The organism is Corynebacterium lubricantis DSM 45231, assembly GCF_000379425.1.
GTDB lineage: Bacteria > Actinomycetota > Actinomycetes > Mycobacteriales > Mycobacteriaceae > Corynebacterium > Corynebacterium lubricantis.
The window spans coordinates 1-18,127 of record NZ_KB902199.1 but is presented as its reverse complement, the minus strand read 5'-3'; the positions used below and the strand labels follow the sequence as shown (position 1 = coordinate 18,127).

15 protein-coding genes, 1 tRNA gene and 1 rRNA gene are annotated in these 18,127 nt (G+C 57.3%); 10 read left to right on the top strand and 7 right to left on the bottom strand.

What is annotated here, in order from left to right; translation table 11 throughout:
- Positions 1-97: 97 nt before the first annotated feature.
- A 5S ribosomal RNA gene (gene rrf / locus A37O_RS0107800) occupies positions 98-215 on the top strand.
- 146 nt (positions 216-361) lie between these two features.
- Here rrf and ilvD read toward each other — a convergent pair.
- Positions 362-2,071 (bottom strand): dihydroxy-acid dehydratase, encoded by a 1,710-nt coding sequence (ilvD, locus tag A37O_RS0107795; RefSeq protein WP_018296943.1) that lies wholly within the window; start codon positions 2,069-2,071, stop codon positions 362-364.
- A 136-nt stretch (positions 2,072-2,207) separates the two neighbouring features.
- Between ilvD and A37O_RS0107790 the strand changes: the two genes are divergently transcribed.
- Positions 2,208-3,017: an ABC transporter ATP-binding protein gene (locus A37O_RS0107790; protein WP_018296942.1), complete on the top strand. Its 810-nt coding sequence runs from the start codon at positions 2,208-2,210 to the stop codon at positions 3,015-3,017.
- Positions 3,018-3,020: 3 nt separating this feature from the next.
- A complete protein-coding gene (locus A37O_RS0107785; protein ID WP_018296941.1) occupies positions 3,021-5,579 on the top strand; it encodes an ABC transporter permease in 2,559 nt (852 codons plus the stop codon).
- 6 nt (positions 5,580-5,585) lie between these two features.
- Here A37O_RS0107785 and A37O_RS0107780 read toward each other — a convergent pair whose 3' ends face one another.
- From A37O_RS0107780 to A37O_RS0107770, 3 genes are read right to left on the bottom strand one after another with little or no spacing between them, the layout of a single operon-like run.
- Positions 5,586-5,951, bottom strand: a complete 366-nt coding sequence (locus A37O_RS0107780) for a FluC/FEX family fluoride channel (protein ID WP_018296940.1) — start codon at positions 5,949-5,951, stop codon at positions 5,586-5,588.
- The gene (locus A37O_RS0107775) at positions 5,930-6,268 is read right to left on the bottom strand and encodes a CrcB family protein (protein WP_018296939.1); all 339 of its coding nucleotides are present in this window, start codon (positions 6,266-6,268) and stop codon (positions 5,930-5,932) included. Before A37O_RS0107775 ends, A37O_RS0107780 begins: the two co-directional genes overlap by 22 nt.
- A gap of 21 nt (positions 6,269-6,289) precedes the next feature.
- Complete coding sequence (locus A37O_RS0107770) at positions 6,290-7,708, bottom strand: alanine/glycine:cation symporter family protein (RefSeq protein ID WP_018296938.1); 1,419 nt, start codon at positions 7,706-7,708, stop codon at positions 6,290-6,292.
- A gap of 300 nt (positions 7,709-8,008) precedes the next feature.
- Here A37O_RS0107770 and pgm point away from each other — a divergent pair, with 300 nt between their 5' ends.
- The 4 genes from pgm (at position 8,009) to A37O_RS0107750 (ending at position 11,219) form a co-directional block, all read left to right on the top strand.
- On the top strand, positions 8,009-9,664 hold the full coding sequence (pgm, locus tag A37O_RS0107765; protein WP_018296937.1) for a phosphoglucomutase (alpha-D-glucose-1,6-bisphosphate-dependent): 1,656 nt from the start codon (positions 8,009-8,011) through the stop codon (positions 9,662-9,664).
- A 92-nt stretch (positions 9,665-9,756) separates the two neighbouring features.
- Complete coding sequence (locus tag A37O_RS0107760) at positions 9,757-10,269, top strand: MauE/DoxX family redox-associated membrane protein (protein WP_342661952.1); 513 nt, start codon at positions 9,757-9,759, stop codon at positions 10,267-10,269.
- Between the two features lie 33 nt (positions 10,270-10,302).
- Positions 10,303-11,034, top strand: coding sequence for a DsbA family protein (locus A37O_RS0107755; RefSeq protein WP_018296935.1), 732 nt, complete (start codon positions 10,303-10,305; stop codon positions 11,032-11,034).
- A gap of 112 nt (positions 11,035-11,146) precedes the next feature.
- Positions 11,147-11,219, top strand: a tRNA-Ala gene (locus tag A37O_RS0107750).
- Between the two features lie 115 nt (positions 11,220-11,334).
- Here the strand turns inward: A37O_RS0107750 and A37O_RS0107745 are convergent.
- Together A37O_RS0107745 and A37O_RS15870 are read right to left on the bottom strand one after the other, a co-directional pair.
- The gene (locus tag A37O_RS0107745) at positions 11,335-13,701 is read right to left on the bottom strand and encodes an MMPL family transporter (RefSeq protein ID WP_211208363.1); all 2,367 of its coding nucleotides are present in this window, start codon (positions 13,699-13,701) and stop codon (positions 11,335-11,337) included.
- Between the two features lie 50 nt (positions 13,702-13,751).
- Positions 13,752-14,327 carry a TetR/AcrR family transcriptional regulator gene (locus A37O_RS15870; protein WP_018296933.1) on the bottom strand — a complete coding sequence of 192 codons (576 nt, stop codon included), beginning with the start codon at positions 14,325-14,327 and terminating at the stop codon, positions 13,752-13,754.
- A gap of 146 nt (positions 14,328-14,473) precedes the next feature.
- Between A37O_RS15870 and A37O_RS0107735 the strand changes: the two genes are divergently transcribed.
- Positions 14,474-15,235 (top strand): fructosamine kinase family protein, encoded by a 762-nt coding sequence (locus tag A37O_RS0107735; RefSeq protein WP_018296932.1) that lies wholly within the window; start codon positions 14,474-14,476, stop codon positions 15,233-15,235.
- A gap of 8 nt (positions 15,236-15,243) precedes the next feature.
- Here the strand turns inward: A37O_RS0107735 and nadE are convergent, their stop codons facing one another.
- Entirely contained in the window at positions 15,244-16,086 is an 843-nt protein-coding gene (nadE, locus tag A37O_RS0107730) for an ammonia-dependent NAD(+) synthetase (protein ID WP_026196240.1), read from the bottom strand.
- A gap of 35 nt (positions 16,087-16,121) precedes the next feature.
- Between nadE and A37O_RS0107725 the strand changes: the two genes are divergently transcribed.
- Both A37O_RS0107725 and ykgO read left to right on the top strand, forming a co-directional pair.
- The gene (locus tag A37O_RS0107725) at positions 16,122-17,513 is read left to right on the top strand and encodes a sugar porter family MFS transporter (protein WP_018296930.1); all 1,392 of its coding nucleotides are present in this window, start codon (positions 16,122-16,124) and stop codon (positions 17,511-17,513) included.
- A gap of 129 nt (positions 17,514-17,642) precedes the next feature.
- Positions 17,643-17,765, top strand: a complete 123-nt coding sequence (gene ykgO, locus A37O_RS0107720) for a type B 50S ribosomal protein L36 (protein ID WP_013808454.1) — start codon at positions 17,643-17,645, stop codon at positions 17,763-17,765.
- The last annotated feature ends 362 nt before the right edge of the window (positions 17,766-18,127 follow it).

The window sequence follows — 18,127 nt, the reverse complement described above, 5'->3', positions numbered from 1 at the left end:
AACACACCCCTAACATGGTGGTGGTTTGTGTGTTAAGTGAATATGTATCATGTCTACTAGTCGCCTAGTAACAGTGCTGATACACCCCAATAGGTGTGTCGGTGGTTGATGGCGGCGGGGAAACGCCCGGTCCCATTCCGAACCCGGAAGCTAAGCCCGCCCGCGCTGATGGTACTGCATCCGGGAGGATGTGGGAGAGTAAGTTACCGCCGACCAAATAATTTAACAGTGAAACAGGAGTGTGGTTGTGAGTTGAGTCGTATCAATACGAACTCCTTACAACCACACTCCTTTTTTGATTTACATGTAGGAGGAGGGTCGCAGGCTATTGAGCCTGCGACCCTCCTCTTTTTCTTCTGTGCTAGTACAGCACGGCACCTTCCGCCGCTGAATGCACGAGCTTCGAGTACTTTCCAAGCACCCCGTGGAGGCGAGGATTAGATGGTGGAGTCCATCCCTCGCGGCGAGCTGCCAAAGTTTCTTCGTCGACAAGCACATCGATGGTGCGGTTCGGAATGTCTACCTTGATGGGATCGCTATCTTGGACGAAGGCAATGGGGCCGCCGTCGACTGCCTCCGGTGCGACGTGACCGATGCACAGGCCGGTTGAGCCTCCGGAGAATCGACCGTCGGTGATTAGGAGGACGTCCTTGCCAATGCCGGCGCCCTTGATCGCACCTGTAATTGCGAGCATTTCGCGCATGCCGGGGCCACCCTTCGGTCCCTCGTAACGGATGACAACGACATCGCCCTTCTTGAGCTCTCCGTTGAGCACGGCATCCATGGCCGGCTGCTCCTGGTTGAACACGCGCGCGGTGCCCTCGAAGATATCGGCGTCAAAACCGGCGGTCTTCACAACCGCGCCATCTGGTGCAAGCGAGCCCTTAAGGATGGACAAACCGCCTGTTTCATGGATCGGGTCATTAAGTGCGCGCAGGATCTTCCCGTCTGGGTCTGGAGGCGAGACATTCTCGAGGTTCTCCCTGACGGTCTTGCCGGTAACGGTCAGACAATCGCCGTTGAGGAGACCAGCATCGAGGAGTGCCTTCATGACGACTGGGATGCCACCGATTTTGAAGACATCATTCATGACGTACTGGCCGAAAGGCTTCACATCGGCAAGGTGAGGTACCTTGTCGGAGACTGCGTTGAAGTCGTCGATAGTTAAGTCGACTTCTGCTTCATGAGCGATAGCCAGCAGGTGGAGGACCGCATTGGTGGAACCACCCAGCGCCATCACGACAGCCACTGCGTTGAGGAGGGATTCGCGCGTGATGATATCGCGCGCAGTAATGCCCTTTTCCAGGAGTCCAATGACTGCTTTGCCCGAGGCCTTCGCGTACTCCGTGCGGTTGCGGTGAATCGCTGGGGGTGCCGCGGAACCAGGCAGGGACATCCCCATGGCTTCTGCTGCGGAGGCCATCGTGTTGGCCGTGTACATACCGCCGCAGGCACCCTCACCTGGGCACACGGCACGTTCGATGGCGCCAAGGTCCGTCTCGCTCATCTTGCCTGCGCGGCAAGCACCCACGGCCTCGAATGCATCGATAAGAGTGACTTCCTTCTGGGATCCGTCCTCAAAGGTGGCTGTCCCCGGCATGGTGGAGCCGTTGTAGAGGAACACGGAAGAAAGATTCAGGCGAGCCGCGGCCATGAGCATTCCGGGGATCGACTTGTCACAGCCGGCCAGAAGCACGGAACCGTCGAGGCGTTCGGCGGACATGACGGTTTCTACCGAGTCAGCGATCACTTCGCGGGAGACGAGGGAATAGTGCATGCCCTCATGTCCCATCGAGATACCATCCGAGACCGAGATGGTACCGAACTCTAGCGGAAAGCCGCCGGATTCGTGCACCCCATCTTTGGCGAATTCAGCGAGCTTTTTCAGGGTGAGATTGCACGGAGTAATTTCGTTCCACGATGAGGCGACACCAATCTGCGGCTTATCCCAATCGTCATCGCCGAGACCGACTGCGCGCAGCATCCCGCGGGAGGCAGTGCTTTCAATCCCGTCGGTGACATCGCGAGATCGGGGCTTAATATCTACGGGGTCCTTCGTTTTATCTTCCATGTTCGCATTCTACGGCGAATTTCTTAAGCGCGATAGGACTTCTGCTTCCATCCCCCGCAGGCCCTAACAACTGTGCTCTTCAGGTGCAGGGAACGTACGATATAAGAGTTCATAACTATGGTTAGGAGAGGCTCCCATGATGTCCAAACACCGGGCTGAGGATCACGAAGACAACGACGATATCTACGTCGTTGAGACACACTCAGCACCGACATCCGCGCCCAGGGAGGCTGCGGCTCGAGCAGTAGATTTGTTCAAGCAATATGGCGAGGGCGATACTGCAGTAACGGCGCTTGACCACGTCAACGTGGAATTTGCGCGCAACGAATTCACCGCGATCATGGGACCATCCGGTTCCGGTAAGTCCACCTTGATGCACACAATGGCAGGGTTGGATTCGTCGACATCTGGCTCGGCATTCATCGGTGATACCGACTTGTCCACGCTCAACGACAAGGAAATGACGAACTTGCGCCGCGATCGACTTGGGTTCATCTTTCAGTCGTTCAACCTAGTTCCTACCCTTACGGCGGCAGAAAATATCACGCTGCCGACCGATATCGCGGATGGAAAACTCGATCAGGACTGGTTTAACGAGGTCACGTCGCGCCTCGGGCTGACCAATCGCCTGACTCACCGTCCTGCCGAACTATCGGGTGGTCAGCAACAGCGCGTGGCATGTGCGCGAGCACTCGTATCTCGTCCCGAAATCATCTTTGGCGACGAGCCTACGGGCAACTTGGACTCGAATTCCTCGAAAGAAGTGCTCAATATCTTGCGGACGGCCGTAGACAGCGATAACCAAACCGTGGTCATCGTGACGCATGATGCGACAGCGGCCTCCTATGCCGACCGAGTGATTTTCCTCGCTGACGGACAGATCGTCAACGAGTTGCGTGACCCAACGATCGACAAGATCTTGGCCACGATGACAGGAATTGAGTAGTTCATGAATTCCACCATGAGAAAAGTGTCGCTGCGCAACATCGCGGCACATCGGGTGCGTCTCGCCCTGACTGTTTTATCCGTAGTCTTGGGCACGGCGTTCATCTCCGGCTCCTTCATGTTTACCAACTCATTATCGAATACTTTCGATTCGGTTATGAATAGCTCCTATCGCGGCGTGGATGTCGTGGTCGGGGGAGGGGACACCCAGCCCGGGGTGCCGAAAGAAACCGCGGATGCGATCGCCGCCGATGAGCAGGTAGACAAGATCAATATCACCGGAAATACGACGGTGGTAGTAGCCAACGATGCTCGCGAGGCGATTCAAACGCGGGGCGGCAGCTCGTCGATAAGCATCTTTTATCCTCCCGCAGAGCAGGTCGGTCAAGCCCTCGAGATCACCGAGGGGACAGAGCCCGCGGGTCTCGACGAGGTCGTGCTCAACAAGGCGGCAGCCGAGGAATTCGGACTGAGCTTGGGCCAGAATCTCATCGTGGTGGACCCGGTCGCGCGCCATGAGGTCACCGTGGTGGGGCTCTACGACATGGAGCTTGATCAGGGGACGTCGATTAATCTGCTCATGGACGCCACCTCTTATCTTGAGCGCTACACCGACGGGGTGTTTTACCCTGGCGTTAATGTCAGCGCGGTCGACGGCGTGAGCGCGGAGGATCTGGTCGGTGACCTGCAGCAGGAGTATCCGGGTCTCAGCGTGGAGACGGGGCAAAAGCTTGCCGACGAGACGTCGCAATCCATCGAAGACGCGTTGAGCTTTGTGAACTACTTCCTCATTGCTTTCGGGCTCGTTGGCCTGCTCGTGGGCACATTTTTGATTGCGAATACCTTCTCGATGATCGTGGCGCAGCGCACGAAGGAATTCGCACTGCTGCGCGCACTTGGTGCCTCGAAGGGCCAGATCAGCCGGTCCGTTGTGGCTGAGGCATTTATCGTGGGCATGATTGGTTCGGCGCTGGGCATCGTCGCAGGTGTGGGCCTAGTTGCGGTGATCAAGGCGGTGATGGCTCAGACGGGAACTCCGCTGCCGAATTCCGGGCTGGGATTGTCCGTGGGTGCCATTGCGATTCCGATGATTGTGGGCACCTTGGTCACGGTTGTTTCGGCGTGGGCTCCAGCTCGCCGTGCAGGCCAGGTCGAGCCTGTGGAAGCGATGCGCTCGAGCGAAACCGCGACGCCGCAGCCACTGAAGACACGCACCATTGTTGGCGTGGTCATGATCGCCCTGGGGCTGATCATTGCCGGCTGGGCCGTGCAGTGGGAGGCAGGCACAACAGGCAACCGTGCCAGCCTCGTGGGAGTGGGAACGCTACTGGTGATCGTGGGATTCTTCCTAGCCGGTCCCGCCTTGTCGCTGCCGCTTGTTCCCCCGTTCGGGCGTTTGATCGGGCTGCCTTTCGGTTCCGTGGGCAAGCTTGCCTCGACGAATACGCAGCGCAATCCGCGCAGGACGTCGGCAACAGCCTTCGCGCTGATGTTGGGTGTCGCGTTGGTGACGGCGATCGGTATGTTCGGAGCCACTATGCGTGACTCCATTGCCGATTTTGCGGACAACGAGGTCAGCGCAGAATTCGTGTTGTCGGGGCCACAGATGGGTGGATTCCCGGTGCCGAATGACGTGCCAGATACCGTCCGCGAGGTTGATGGCGTCAACGAGGTCGTGTTCTATTCGCACGTTCCAGTCGCAGTCGATGGGCAGTATGCGTATGACTATGGCGGCGGTCGGGGCATGTCCGATGTCATGAGCGGCGATCCGTCCAGCCTTGTCACCATGGACGTTCAAGAAGGTTCGGCGGATCTGACCGGTAATACGGTGATCGTGCCGAGAGCGCTTGCCGACGAGAACGGCTGGAGCGTGGGCGACACCGTTTCGCTGAGCGCTCCTGGTATCAGCCCTTCTTCCGTGGATCTGCGCGTGGGCGGGGTGTTCGGGGAATCCGCGATCTTCCAAAGTTTCCTTATCTCCTATGATGCGGTGTCCGAGATCGTTCCTCCGCAGGCAGCCACAGTAATGATGGTGGGCGTAAATAGTGACGGCACGGTTGACCATGAGCAGCTGCGCGCGAACCTTGAAGCGGCCGTGGAGGACGCGATTGTGGTCCAGGTTCGCGACACCGACGAGATGGTGGGTGAGGCCTCCATGGCGATCGACCAGATGTTGTCGATCCTGTACGCACTTCTTGCTCTCGCGGTGATTATCGCCATTCTGGGCATCGTGAACACGCTGACATTGTCGGTGATTGAGCGGCGCCAGGAGATTGGAATGTTGCGCGCCGTGGGTATGCAGCGTGGCCAGGTGCGCGTCATGATCATTCTGGAATCCGTGCAGATCGCTGTCTTCGGCGCTCTGAGCGGAATGATAATTGGTCTGGCGATGGGGTGGGCCTTCTTAACGGTGCTTGCCGATCAAGGCCTGGAGACGATCTCCATCCCGTGGAACCTGCTGATCACTATGCTGATTGGCTCCGGTGTGGTGGGTGTGTTGGCCGCCTTGTGGCCAGCGCAGCGCGCAGCGAAGACCCCACCGCTGGATGCCATCACTGATTAAGCGGGTCTACCAGGCCGCGAAAATGAGCCCGCCCCAGATCGTTCCTCGCCACGCGGCAACGATGCCAACCAGCAACGTTGCTGCCGCGTAGGTGGCGAGCTTGCGCCAGCGTTTGCTTTTGATGAGTCCACCGAGCTCGCGAGACAGAGTTGACCAGGTGGACAGCCCACCGGCGAAACCAGTGCCGAAGGCCAGCGGGACGAAACCCGGGCCCATCACTGCGATTCCTAGCACCGCACTGCCGATGACATTCGCGGCAAAAGTGCCGACATAGGGCGCAGGGATCTTGGCCAATGCCCAACGGGAGATTCCCCCGAAGAACCCGCCAATACCCACGACAGCGATGGCAATTAATGCGTCGATTGCTTCCACCTCTCCCGGAGGAAGTCTGCGAGAAGATAGGCGCCGACAGAAGCCACGAATGTGGAGGCGGCTAGCGCTAGGGCCTGAGGAAAATCGGATTGCGCCGTAGCCAACGCGAAAGCGGCGAAAGTAGTAAATCCGCCGAGAAAACCCGTGCCCCAAAACGGGCCAGCTGCGAATAATCCCATGGCAAAGCAACCAATGATGTTGATGATTAGGGTGATGCCGACGTCGTTTCCAAGGGGAGCGAAGACAAAAAGAAGCCCGTAGCGGGCAAGCGCGCCTAGTGCGGCACCGGCCCCTACGAGCAGTCCTTCCTTGATCATTTACATGATCTTACGGCCTGGTCACTTCCAGTCCATTTTTTGTGCTTCGACGAACTGGCGTACCTCGTCCGGAGACTTGCGCAAGTGCGGGTCGAATTCCAGGTAAGCCTTGGTCTCTCGTGCAACAAGGCCGGAGAGGATGATCAGGCCAATCAGGTTTGGCAGCGCCATGAGGCCATTGGCCAGGTCGGAGAAGTTCCACACGATGTCGAGCTCGGTCGTCGCGCCGATGAAAACAACACAGGTGAAGAGCAAGCGGTAGGGCAGTGAGGCCCATTCGCCGAACAGCGCGATGGAGGAGCGCTCACCGTAGTAGGACCAGCCGATGATGGTGGAGAACGCGAAGAAGATCAGCGAGACGGACACGATGGTGCCGCCCCATTCGCCGGGCAGGACGGAGGAGAAGGCCGCGCTGGTCATGATGGCGGCGCTGTCGGAGCCCATCTCCCACACACCGGAGGCCACGATGACCAGACCCGTGATGGACACAACGATCATGGTGTCAATGAAGGTCTGCGTCATAGAGACGAGACCCTGACGAGTCGGGTGGCTTGTTTTTGCCGCTGCCGCAGCGATAGCGGCAGAACCCATGCCGGACTCATTGGAGAAAATACCGCGGGCGACACCGTAGCGCACGGCCATCATGATGCCGGCGCCGACGAAACCACCGGATGCAGCGGTGCCGGTGAAAGCATCGGTGAAGATCAAGCCCAGGGCTGGCAGGAGCTGATCCGCCATCAGGACGAGGGCAACAAGGCCGCCGGTGACGTAGACAAAGATCATCAGTGGAACGAATCCCGCCGTAATCTTGCCGATGGACTTAATGCCTCCGAGGAGGACCGCACCCACGGCAACAAACATGATGATGCCGGTGATCCATGGGTCGACGCCGAAGGTATCTTCCATACCCGCCGCCACGGAGTTGCCCTGGGTGAGGTTACCGATGCCGAAGGAAGCAATCACGGCAAAGAGCATGAAGGTGAAAGCGAGGATCTGGCCGACAGGTCCCGGGATGCCGCGGCGGAGGTACTCCTGCGGGCCACCGGCCTGGTTACCCTTGCTGTCAGTGGTGCGGAAGCGAACACCGAGATAGGCCTCGGTGTACTTCGATGCCATTCCAACCAGGCCCGTGAACCAGATCCAGAACAAGGCGCCGGGCCCACCCATAGCAATGGCCGTAGCAACGCCGACGATATTGCCGGTACCCACGGTGGCGGCCAGTGCGGTGGTCAGTGCCTGATAGTTGGAGATATCGCCTTCGCCGTCTTCTTGCTTATCGACGAGGCCGAAACGCAGTGCGCGCCCTAGGGTTCGGAATTGGATGCCTGCCAAACGGATTGTGAGGAAAAGTCCTGTGCCTAACAGGAGCGGGATCAGAAGCCAGGGACCCCACACGAACGAGGACGCTGCAACGAGAATGTTGTTTAATGTCTCAGCCATGATTAAAAACTAGTGTTTGGCAGGAATCAACGAAATGTTATTCGAGATAGTCGTATCTTTTGCCCCCGCATATGGGGGTGAATTGGATAACAATTCCCTATGGCTATGGTCGAAAAGGTGTAAGAATTGCCGTGGAATTCCGAGTGAAGTGCGGGCATCTCACACCCCTTTTGCCCCCTTTTTCAACCCGAAGGTGGCGAAAAGGTGAAGAACTTCAAGTTTCGTGGCCAAATAGTTCTCCATTGACCACAATGGGAAGAAAGTGGATTTCGCTTCAGAAACTCTCAAAGGAGAACCGTCATGGCACATGAGCGCGCGGGGCAACTTGCTCAACCGGAAGACCTCATCGACATCGCAGAGTTGGTTACCGCCTACTACACGCGAGACATTGATCCGGAAAATCCAGATCAGCAGGTTGCCTTTGGTACCTCCGGGCACCGCGGATCGTCGTTGGATAACGCCTTCAATCAGCAACACATTTGGGCGACCACCCAGGCCATCGTCGATTACCGTCGCGACAATAATATCGGTGGCCCTGTCTACGTCGGCCGTGACCCGCACGCGCTCAGTGAGCCCGCGATGGTCTCAGCGCTTGAGGTGCTCATTGCAAACGACATTGCAGTGCTTGTCGACGATCGCGGGCGCTACACCCCAACCCCTGCGGTCAGTCACGCGATTCTCGCTCACAATGCGAACTTGGCAGGGGGAGTGACCGGCACTGACCCGAAGCGCGCCGACGGTATTGTGATTACTCCTTCGCACAACCCTCCTCGCGATGGTGGTTTCAAGTACAACCCACCGTCAGGCGGCCCCGCAGATACTGACGCGACGGATTGGATTGCCAATCGTGCCAACGATTACCTGCGCGCCAATCTCGAAGGCGTACAGCGCACATCCGTGACTGGCGTGTTGGATGACCGCGCGCAGAAGCACAACTACATGGACAACTACGTGGCAGATCTGCCCAACGTGGTGGACATTGATCTGATTCGTTCCTCCAATATCTCCATCGGTGCTGACCCCATGGGTGGCGCGTCCGTGGATTACTGGGGTGCCATCGCCGAGGCCCACAAGCTCAACCTCACCGTGGTCAACCCAACGGTCGACGCCACCTGGCGGTTCATGACCCTTGATACCGACGGCAAGATCCGCATGGACTGCTCCAGCCCGAACTCGATGGCATCTCTGGTGCAAAACCGCGACAAGTACGACATCGCTACTGGCAACGACGCTGATGCAGACCGCCACGGCATCGTCACACCTGACCACGGCTTGATGAACCCGAATCACTACCTGGCCGTAGCCATTGAATACCTTTTCGCCAACCGCCCAGGCTGGGGCGAAGGCACCGCGGTGGGTAAGACCCTGGTGTCGTCGTCCATGATTGACCGCGTTGTCGCCTCGCTTGGTCGCAAGCTTGTCGAAGTACCCGTGGGATTCAAGTGGTTCGTCCCCGGTCTGATCGATGGCTCCGTTGGTTTCGGCGGTGAGGAATCCGCAGGTGCTTCCTTCCTGCGCCACGACGGCACCGTGTGGTCGACCGATAAGGACGGTTTGATCCTGGACTTGCTGGCTGCTGAGATCACTGCGAAGACAGGTAAGACTCCTTCACAGCGCTACGCGGAACTCGCGGAAGAATTCGGTGCGCCGGCGTATGCACGCACCGATGCCGAAGCCAACCGTGAGCAGAAAGCGAAGCTCAAAGCCCTGTCTCCAGACGATGTAACAGCGACGGAGCTGGCGGGCGAGGCAATCGTCGATAAGCTTACTAATGCTCCTGGCAACGGCGCGCCGATCGGCGGGCTCAAGGTGACCACGGAGAATGCGTGGTTTGCGGCGCGTCCTTCGGGCACGGAAGACAAGTACAAGATCTACGCCGAGTCCTTCAAGGGCGCTGAGCATCTTGCGCAGGTGCAAAAGGAAGCGCAGCAGGTAGTCTCCGACGTTTTAGGATAAGTGACAAGGCTCATAGCGTTGTAACCGGTGAATACAGTTATTTCACAGGGCCTGCTATGGGTTTCGTTGAGGTTCTTCGCTATGGTCATTTTGTGACCACGACGAATGAGCAGCACACAACTGCAGAATCAAACCCGCCCGGGGTGAAAAAGAGTTTCCTCACCAAGGACAGGATTCTCGACGTGATCGGGGCGTTTTGTCGTTTCTATCTTGGCTATATTTGGCTGTCCGCCGGTATTTCCAAGATGGGTGACCACATGAACGTCACTCAAACGATCGAGGCGTACGAGATTTTCACCCCTGCGTGGTCGGATCTGCTCGCACGTGTGATTGGGCCACTGGAAATTGTTGGTGGCCTCTTGCTCATCTTCGGTCTCTTCCTTCGTCCTTCGGCGAAATTGTCAGCAGTTGTGCTGACACTGTTCATCATTGGTCTTGCTTCGGCATGGGCACGTGGCCTAGAAATCTCTTGTGGCTGCTTCAATCCAGATCCGAATCAAGAAACCACGAACTATCTGGCGACGATTTTGCGGGATGTTGCCTATTTTGCGATGAGCCTCTTCATTGTTTATCGTCCGTTTAAAAAATTCGCGATCTACCCGTAAAACCCATAAGAAACATTGGCAAGGTGAAAATAAGTGAGTAACAAAAAGGTTCAGAATCCCAACGACAAGGGCAACACCGCCTTTCTGTGGACCATCATTGCGGTTCTTGTCGTTGCTGCGATTGCAGTCGGACTGATCGTCTTTAACGGCCGCAGTGAAAAGGCAGCGGCAGTCGCCGAAAGCATGACTGATGTCAATGGCGTGTCTCTGAACTACAACAAGGATGACGGGATTATCACCCTGCGCGCCGAGAACGCTGACGCTTCGGTGCCAAGCGCCGAGCTCTACGAGGACTTCTCGTGCACCTACTGTGCACAGCTTGCCGACGAAACCGACGCGCAGATGCTTCAGGAGATTGAGGGGGGCAATCTCGAGGTTGATATTCGCCCATTGACCTTCCTTGACCGCGGTGCAGAGGGTAACTCCACCCACGTTTTGGCTGCAGTGCTGGCCACGGCCAATTCCGGCGACGTCAACCTGTACTGGAACTTCCGTGAGTACATGATGGCTAACCAGCAGGAGATCTATAACTCCTGGGATGGGGAAGACTTCGCGAACCTTGCTGAGCAGTTCGGTGCAGATTCCGAGACTCTCGACGCGATCCGCAACGGTACCTACACCGAGGATGCAGCGCGCATCGGCCAGGGTAACGCTGATACTCTCAACGAGCACACCGGTGAGGTTTCCTCCCCACGCGTTCTCGTTGATGGCAAGGACGTCGATGTTCCACAAATTAACCAGTGGATTGACGCGGTTGTAGCTTAAGACCTCGTTGATCTTCGCCTCGGCGCGGACCAATCAGAGGTGATTTGGTTGAGCTTCGCGCTGTGAGGTAAGGTAGACAAAGTTGCTTGGCAGTGTGTATCACTGCTGGTACGGGGCTATGGCGCAGTTGGTAGCGCACCACACTGGCAGTGTGGGGGTCAGGGGTTCGAATCCCCTTAGCTCCACAATTGGTAAGACCCGCTCACTCCTCGGAGTGAGCGGGTTTTCTTGTGCGCTCTAGTGTCGGTCAGCTAGTTTCGGGGCGAGATTCACGGCAATGTAGGTCAAGCTTGCGCCGGGTTACGATGCGGTCTTTTGAATCTGCGCCTGTTGTTCGCTGGTGTGCAAATACGCGAGTAGGTGTTCTCCTTCGATGTCGAGGTTGGGCAGCAGCTTGTCTAGCCATTTCGGGATCCACCACGCTGATGTACCTAGAACGGACATGAGCGCGGGTACCAGGGTGATGCGCACGAGGAATGCATCAATGAGGATGCCGACGGCCAGAGCTAGACCGAACTGCTTCACCATGCTGTCATCGCTGAAGATGAATCCTGCAAACACAGACACCATGATGATGGCTGCTGCGACCACCACTCGGCTGGCCTGTTCGAATCCGTGAATGACAGATTGTTTGCCTGTGTAGCCATGTACGTGGGCCTCACGCATGGAACTTACAAGGAACATTTCGTAGTCCATGGCAAGGCCGTACAGAATGCCGGTCACCATGATGGGCAAGAACGAGAGGATCGGACCGGGAGTGTCGAACCCAACCAGGTCTTTCAACCAGCCCCATTGGAAGATTGCGGTCATAATGCCGAAAGTGGCACCGATTGTGAGCAAGAATCCTGCCGTCGCCTTAATCGGAATGAGAACCGACCGGAACACGACTAGCAACACGAGCAAAGACAGCACCACGATGATAGTGATGTAGATCGGCAAGACGCTAGATAATTTCTCCGATATGTCAAGGTTGACGGCGGTAAGTCCAGTCACGCCGATGGTGGTGCCACTGATCCCGGTGAGGTTCCCAGTGTCTTCACGCAGGGTGTGCACGAGCGTTTTTGTCACGTTGCTATCAGCACCTGCGGTTGGAATTACTGTTACCAATGCCAGCGAGTGATCTGGTGAGATGCCCATCGGGCGTACCGTTTCGATGGCTTCGTTTTGCTCCAGCTCACTCGTGATACCGGGAAGTTGGTTGTCTTCAAAGCGAGTGCCCGGGGGTGCTTCAATCACGGCGATAAGGGGTGCGTTGTATCCGTCACCGAAACTCTTCGAAATAGCATCCGCGGCTTGGCGTTCGGTGGTGTCCAGATTTGCCGTGGCTCCGCTTGGCATACCCAGCGACATTTGAGACATCGGGAGCGCTGCCACACCTAGCAGACCAACAACGGCGAAAATGACTACCCAGCGCCTTTTCACAAGCGTAGTTGCGTAGCGGTGAGCAAAGCCGTGGCGTTGTTCATGGCTACGCTTCTGCTCACGTGCACGAGTTTTTGGACTAATGATTCGCTCACCGATGAGCCCGAGTAGCGAAGGCAACAGTGTCAATGCGATCAATACCGCACACAGCACAGTTGCTGCCGCCACGAGTGCCATGGTGGTGAGGAACGAGATATTGATAAGAGTGAGTCCGCTGAGCGCGATGATGACGATCAGCCCAGCGAAAAGTACTGCGCTACCTGCTGTACTTACAGCTCTTCCTGTGGCTTCTTCTGCCGAGAGGCCCTCGCGCAGAATGAGATGGCGCTGCCGGTTCAGGATAAACAGCGCGTAATCCAATCCAACAGCCAACCCGATCATGAGGGCGAGTACTGGGGTGGCGCTTGTTAATTCAATGCTATGTGAAAGCGCGAATGCCCCTCCGAGCCCGACGGCGACACCCAAGATGGCGGTCACCAGAGGCAAGCCTGCTGCCCGCAGCGAGCCGAGCGTGAGAAAGAGCACGAGGCCCGCGACGAGTAATCCGAGGGCTTCATGACCTCCGAGGGGTGGCTTGTGAGGTTTGAGAGATTCGGTGGGAAGCGCAACAAGTCCAGCTGTGTTTGCGTTGTCCGAAGCGATCGCGATGACATCTTCAATGACGCCAGCAGGGAGATCTTCTACTTGCTGGGTGAATTGAATCTGCATGAGTGCGACGGTCCCATCTTCTGAGACGAGCACCCCGGGTGCCAGCATGCCTTGTTTGAGCAAAGCCTCTTCCTGCATCTTTTGTTGCTGTTCAGGGTTTGCTGCTGCACTGTTTGTTGCTGAGCTCGGGGCTGGCATCTGCGCCTGGTCTGTACTGGTCGCCTGGCTAGGTGGTGTGGCCAGAGCAGATGCGTCACGAGCGACAACATAGTCGTTCTTAGAAATCTCAGTCATTGCTGAACGAATTGCATGTGCGGCCTCGCCTGAATCGAGGCGCTCACCTTCAGGAGCGGTGAATACAATGCTGCCTTGGCCCCCTGAAGTTTCGGGAAACTCAGTGCGGAGCTGTTCGGTGACCATCTGGCTTTGGGTGCCATTAATTGTGATGGCGGAGCTGATTTTGGCGCCACTGTTTGCAGCAAGGCCAAGTGTTCCGCCAACAATTATTAGCCAGACGAGAATGAAGACCCAGGGGCGTCGGTAGGAAAACCGCGCCAAACGGTACAAGAGAATGGACATCAGAGGCCTTTCTGGCATGCCAATTAAACGTAGGGTGGCACCTACGTGGAAAGAATTGAAAGGTGGGGTTAGAGGCCGGCTTTTAGTTTTGAAAACACAGTCTCAACAAATTCATCGAGCGATGTGCCAGACTGCGCGGAGCCTGCATCGATGAACGAGTTGAGCGCACCGTACGCTGCGCCAACGATGATTGGTGCAGCGAATTTCGCTGCGGAATTCTTGGCTTGAGCCGAAACCACGGATTGAGCTGTTCTGCGGATTTCTGCGTGTACGTTTTCGACGAAAGGCTTGAGGGCCGGATCCTTATGCGCAAGGTCTCGGAGCTCGATCAATAAGTCGAACATGCCACCGGAAAGTTGGTGGAGCGCAAGTGTGCGCACCCAATCTAAAAGAGGAGTATCTTCGGGCATCTCCGGCAAAGTTTCGATGCCGTCTTCGAGCTGTTCGAGTGCGAGTGCTGCAACTGCTTCTTCTTTGCACGAGAAATAGTTGGCAAATGTGCGCCTGGAAACACCGACCTCGTTGACTACGTCGTCGATAGTGAATCCGTCGAGGCCACGCTCTTTGGTGAATTCAAAGGCGGTGCGTGATAGCTCGTGTGAGGTTTGTTTTCGTTTCTGGTCCCTCAAGCTTGGTTTCGGCATGCGCTGAGAATAGCAACAAAGTTGCCTAATGGGCAAGTTTGCCTAAAGTGCAAATATGCCATTCGGGTGTAATGGTTGATGGCTGGCCCGAATGTGTCGTAGAAAACCTATTTACCACAAAATCTATTACCTGTACATTGAAAGGTATGGACAGCACAACGTTTATTAAGAAGGGTTCGAGCCCACAATCAGCTGCGGCAGAAGCTGCGGGCCTACGCTGGCTCCGTCAAGCCTCGGACCGAGTTGTGCAGGTTATCGGGCTGGACGAATTAGCGAACACACTCACGCTCAAGCGCCTCGATCGCGCTCGGCCCACCGCTGAGGCCGCCAAGTGGACCGGCGCGGAGTTGGCGAAGATTCACGCCGCGGGCGCCCCGGCATTCGGATCCCCTCCGGAAGACTGGGAAGGGCCCAACTTCATAGGAAAGGTGCGGCAGGAATGCACGCCGACTAATCGCTGGGCTGTGTTCTATACCAAGCAGCGCGTGTTGCCCTTTGCGGAAGCTGCAGCGAAGAATGGCACCCTCTCGGAAGAAGGCCTAGCCCTTGTACGCACGGCCTGCGATGCAATTGAACGGGAAGACGCAGATGCAGAAGTCGCCCGTATTCACGGAGACCTGTGGTCGGGCAACCTGATGTTTAGTCCTGACGGTCCGCATTTCATCGATCCCTCGGCACACGGCGGCCACGCCCACACCGACCTCGCCATGCTCTCGCTGTTCGGCGTGAGTCATTTCGAAGAATTAGTGGAAGGCTACGAGACGGTCACCCCGTTGGAGCCAGACTGGCAAGAACGTATCCCCATCCACCAATTACACCCGCTCGCGGTGCACACGCTGACCCATGGCAGCGGTTACGCACGCGAACTGGAGAAGGTGGCAACGGCCACCATCGCCTTGCTGGGCTAAAACGAGGGCTAGTTCGTCTTCCACCACGTTTCTGCAGGGCCTGGGGGCAGATGACGCTTGTGCTGGCCCACCTTCCAGAGGTGTTCGATGCGTTGGCTGGCAGATTCGTCGATCTGCTTGCCTTCCAGGTAATCGTCGATAAGCGTGTAAGAGACACCGAGCGCCTCCTCGTCTGGCAGCGCCGGGCGGTCGTCCTCGAGGTCGGCGGTGGGGACCTTCTCGTAGAGCGCGGCCGGGCTGCCCAGCGCCTGGAGGAGCTGTGCGCCCTGGCGCTTATTCAGCCCAGCGAGAGGAAGTAGATCGGCCGCACCGTCGCCGTGCTTCGTGAAGAAGCCCGTGACATTCTCTGCGGCGTGATCGGTGCCCACAACGAGCAGCCCCAATTCGCCAGCAATGGCGTATTGGGCGATCATGCGCTGGCGAGCCTTGATGTTCCCGGCATTGAAGTCGCCGATCTCCTGGATCTGCAGGGCCTGCGCAACGGCAGATTCCATGGCAGCGGTGGCGGGCTGGATATTCACGGTGACGCGCTTATCGGGCGCGATGAAATCCAAGGCCATCTGAGCGTCATCCTCATCTGCTTGAATGCCGTGGGGCAAACGCACAGCATAAAAGGCGGCATCGTTGCCGCTCACGCGTCGCTTTTCCACGGCGAGTTGGCACAGCCGGCCTGCGAGCGTGGAGTCCTGACCGCCTGAAATGCCCAGCACAAACCCTTGAGCGCCGGTGGATACTAGGTAATCCACCAGGAAATCAACCCTTTTGGTGATCTCTTTCTCTGAATCGATAAAGGGCTGCACACCCAGCGTATTTATGATCGATTCCTGGGGTGAAGCGCTGTTGTTCGACATGGCAGTAATGGTAGTGAAGTACCAAGATAGTCTGCATGACTTCTTCTGCAACTACCCCCGCGGACTCGCCTTACTCAACAGCAGAGATCCGGCGCTACGTGCGCACCGTCGCGGCAATCGCCGCCTTTAGTGGTTTGCTCTTTGGATACGACACCGGCGTGATGAGCGGTGCACTGCTGTTCATTAGCCCCGAGTTTGGGATGACGGCATCCCAAGAAGGCTTCGTCACCTCGATGCTGCTCGTCGGCGCCGCTGTGGGCGCGCTCGTCGGCTCGACAGTCGCCGACAAGATTGGCCGCCGCACCACACTGATTATCGGTGGCATCATCTTTATCTTCGGCTCGATTTGGTGTGCCTTGTCTGGCTCGGTAGAAATGCTGGCCACCGCGCGTACGGTGCTCGGTGTTGCCGTTGGCGCCGTCAGTATTGTCGCCCCGATGTATATCTCCGAGATGGTGCCGGCGCGAGTGCGCGGCAAGATGGTCTCGCTGAACACCCTGATGATCGTCGTCGGCCAGCTGATGGCCTACCTGGTTAACTCAGTGCTTGCACCGTCGGGCAACTGGCACCTCATGCTCGGGCTGGCTGCGGTCCCAGGGGTCATTCTCGCGGTGGGCATGTACTTCCTACCGGACACCCCAGTCTGGCTTGCGCGTAATGGGCGTATCGACGAAGCCCGCTCCACCGCGCAGCGCGCCGGGATGGACCTGGGCGAACTGACCGCAATTACCGAAAAGGATTCCGCGGACCGTGCAGCACAGCAGGGGCAGTGGAAGACACTGCGGGAGAACCGCTGGATGCGCGTGGCGGTCATCGTTGCGGCCCTGCTCGGTGTGACCCAGCAGATCACCGGTGTTAATGCGGTTGTCTACTTCGCTCCGACCATGATGAACCAGGTCGGGCTTTCGACCGAGAACTCCGTGTACACCTCGATTGTCATCGGTCTGGTCAGCGTGATCGCGTGCTGGGTCGGCCTCCAGCTGGTGGACCGGATCGGACGCAAGAAGCTGCTCTCGATTGGTCTGGCAGGCAACATCGTATTCCTCTTTGCTCTGGCACCCGTGTATGGCATGGCGCACGGCAACACAGGGCTAGCGTTGCTCTCGCTGGTGCTCATGGCTGGCTTCATCGCCTCGCAGCAGTCTGCAGTGTCGCCGACAACCTGGCTGCTGATCTCCGAGATCGTGCCAACCAGGATCAGGGGACTGGGCATGGGTCTTGCAGGCCTCGCCCTGTGGGTGGCGAACTGGGCCGTGGCGCAGTTCTTCCTGCCCCTCGTCGAAGCGCTGGGGGCTACCTCCACGTTCGTCATGTTCGGTGTGCTTGGCCTTGTTGCGCTTGGCTTTGTGCGTGCGATGGTGCCTGAGACCATGGGGCGTAGCCTCGAGGAAGTCAGCCATGAGCTCGAGCAGAAGTACTCGAAGTAGCATTTTGGATCTCTGAGACATCTCGGGTAACATTAACGCCCGTGTCATGACTAGCCCGCGAGGGGGAGTCATTGCGGACACCTACATCCGTAGGTTGTCCAAATACTTATAAAAAGAAAGGAGCGCCCGATGAAGGTTCGCAAGTCGCTTCGGTCGCTGAAGAACAAGCCGGGCGCCCAGGTTGTGCGTCGCCGTGGCAAGGTTTTCGTGATCAACAAGAAGGAGCCACGTTTCAAGGCTCGTCAGGGTTAAGCTTTTCGCTCTGCACGAAGTGCCCCTTCCCGTCTCGGATTAGAGATCGGGGAGGGGCACTTTGCTTTCCGCAGGTGTGCTTAGGTTCAGATGATCGTTGCAACACCGCTTGATTTAGGAGGTTGTTGTGAGCGGTGTGTTTCAATTATTGAGCGATCAGGATTAGGCTGGACTTGGAGAACGCGTCGGCCAAGCGATGAGTGTGCGTGTTGTGTCTGCTGAATTGGGGTTCAACGACACACATGCTTTGAACCATTGCCATCGTGTTGGTGTGATCATACGGCGGAATTGGTTGTAGCGGTTCGTGGTGGGCAACTGTTCCCGCTGTGCCAGCTCACGCGGGTGTCAGCTCGACGGTGTCC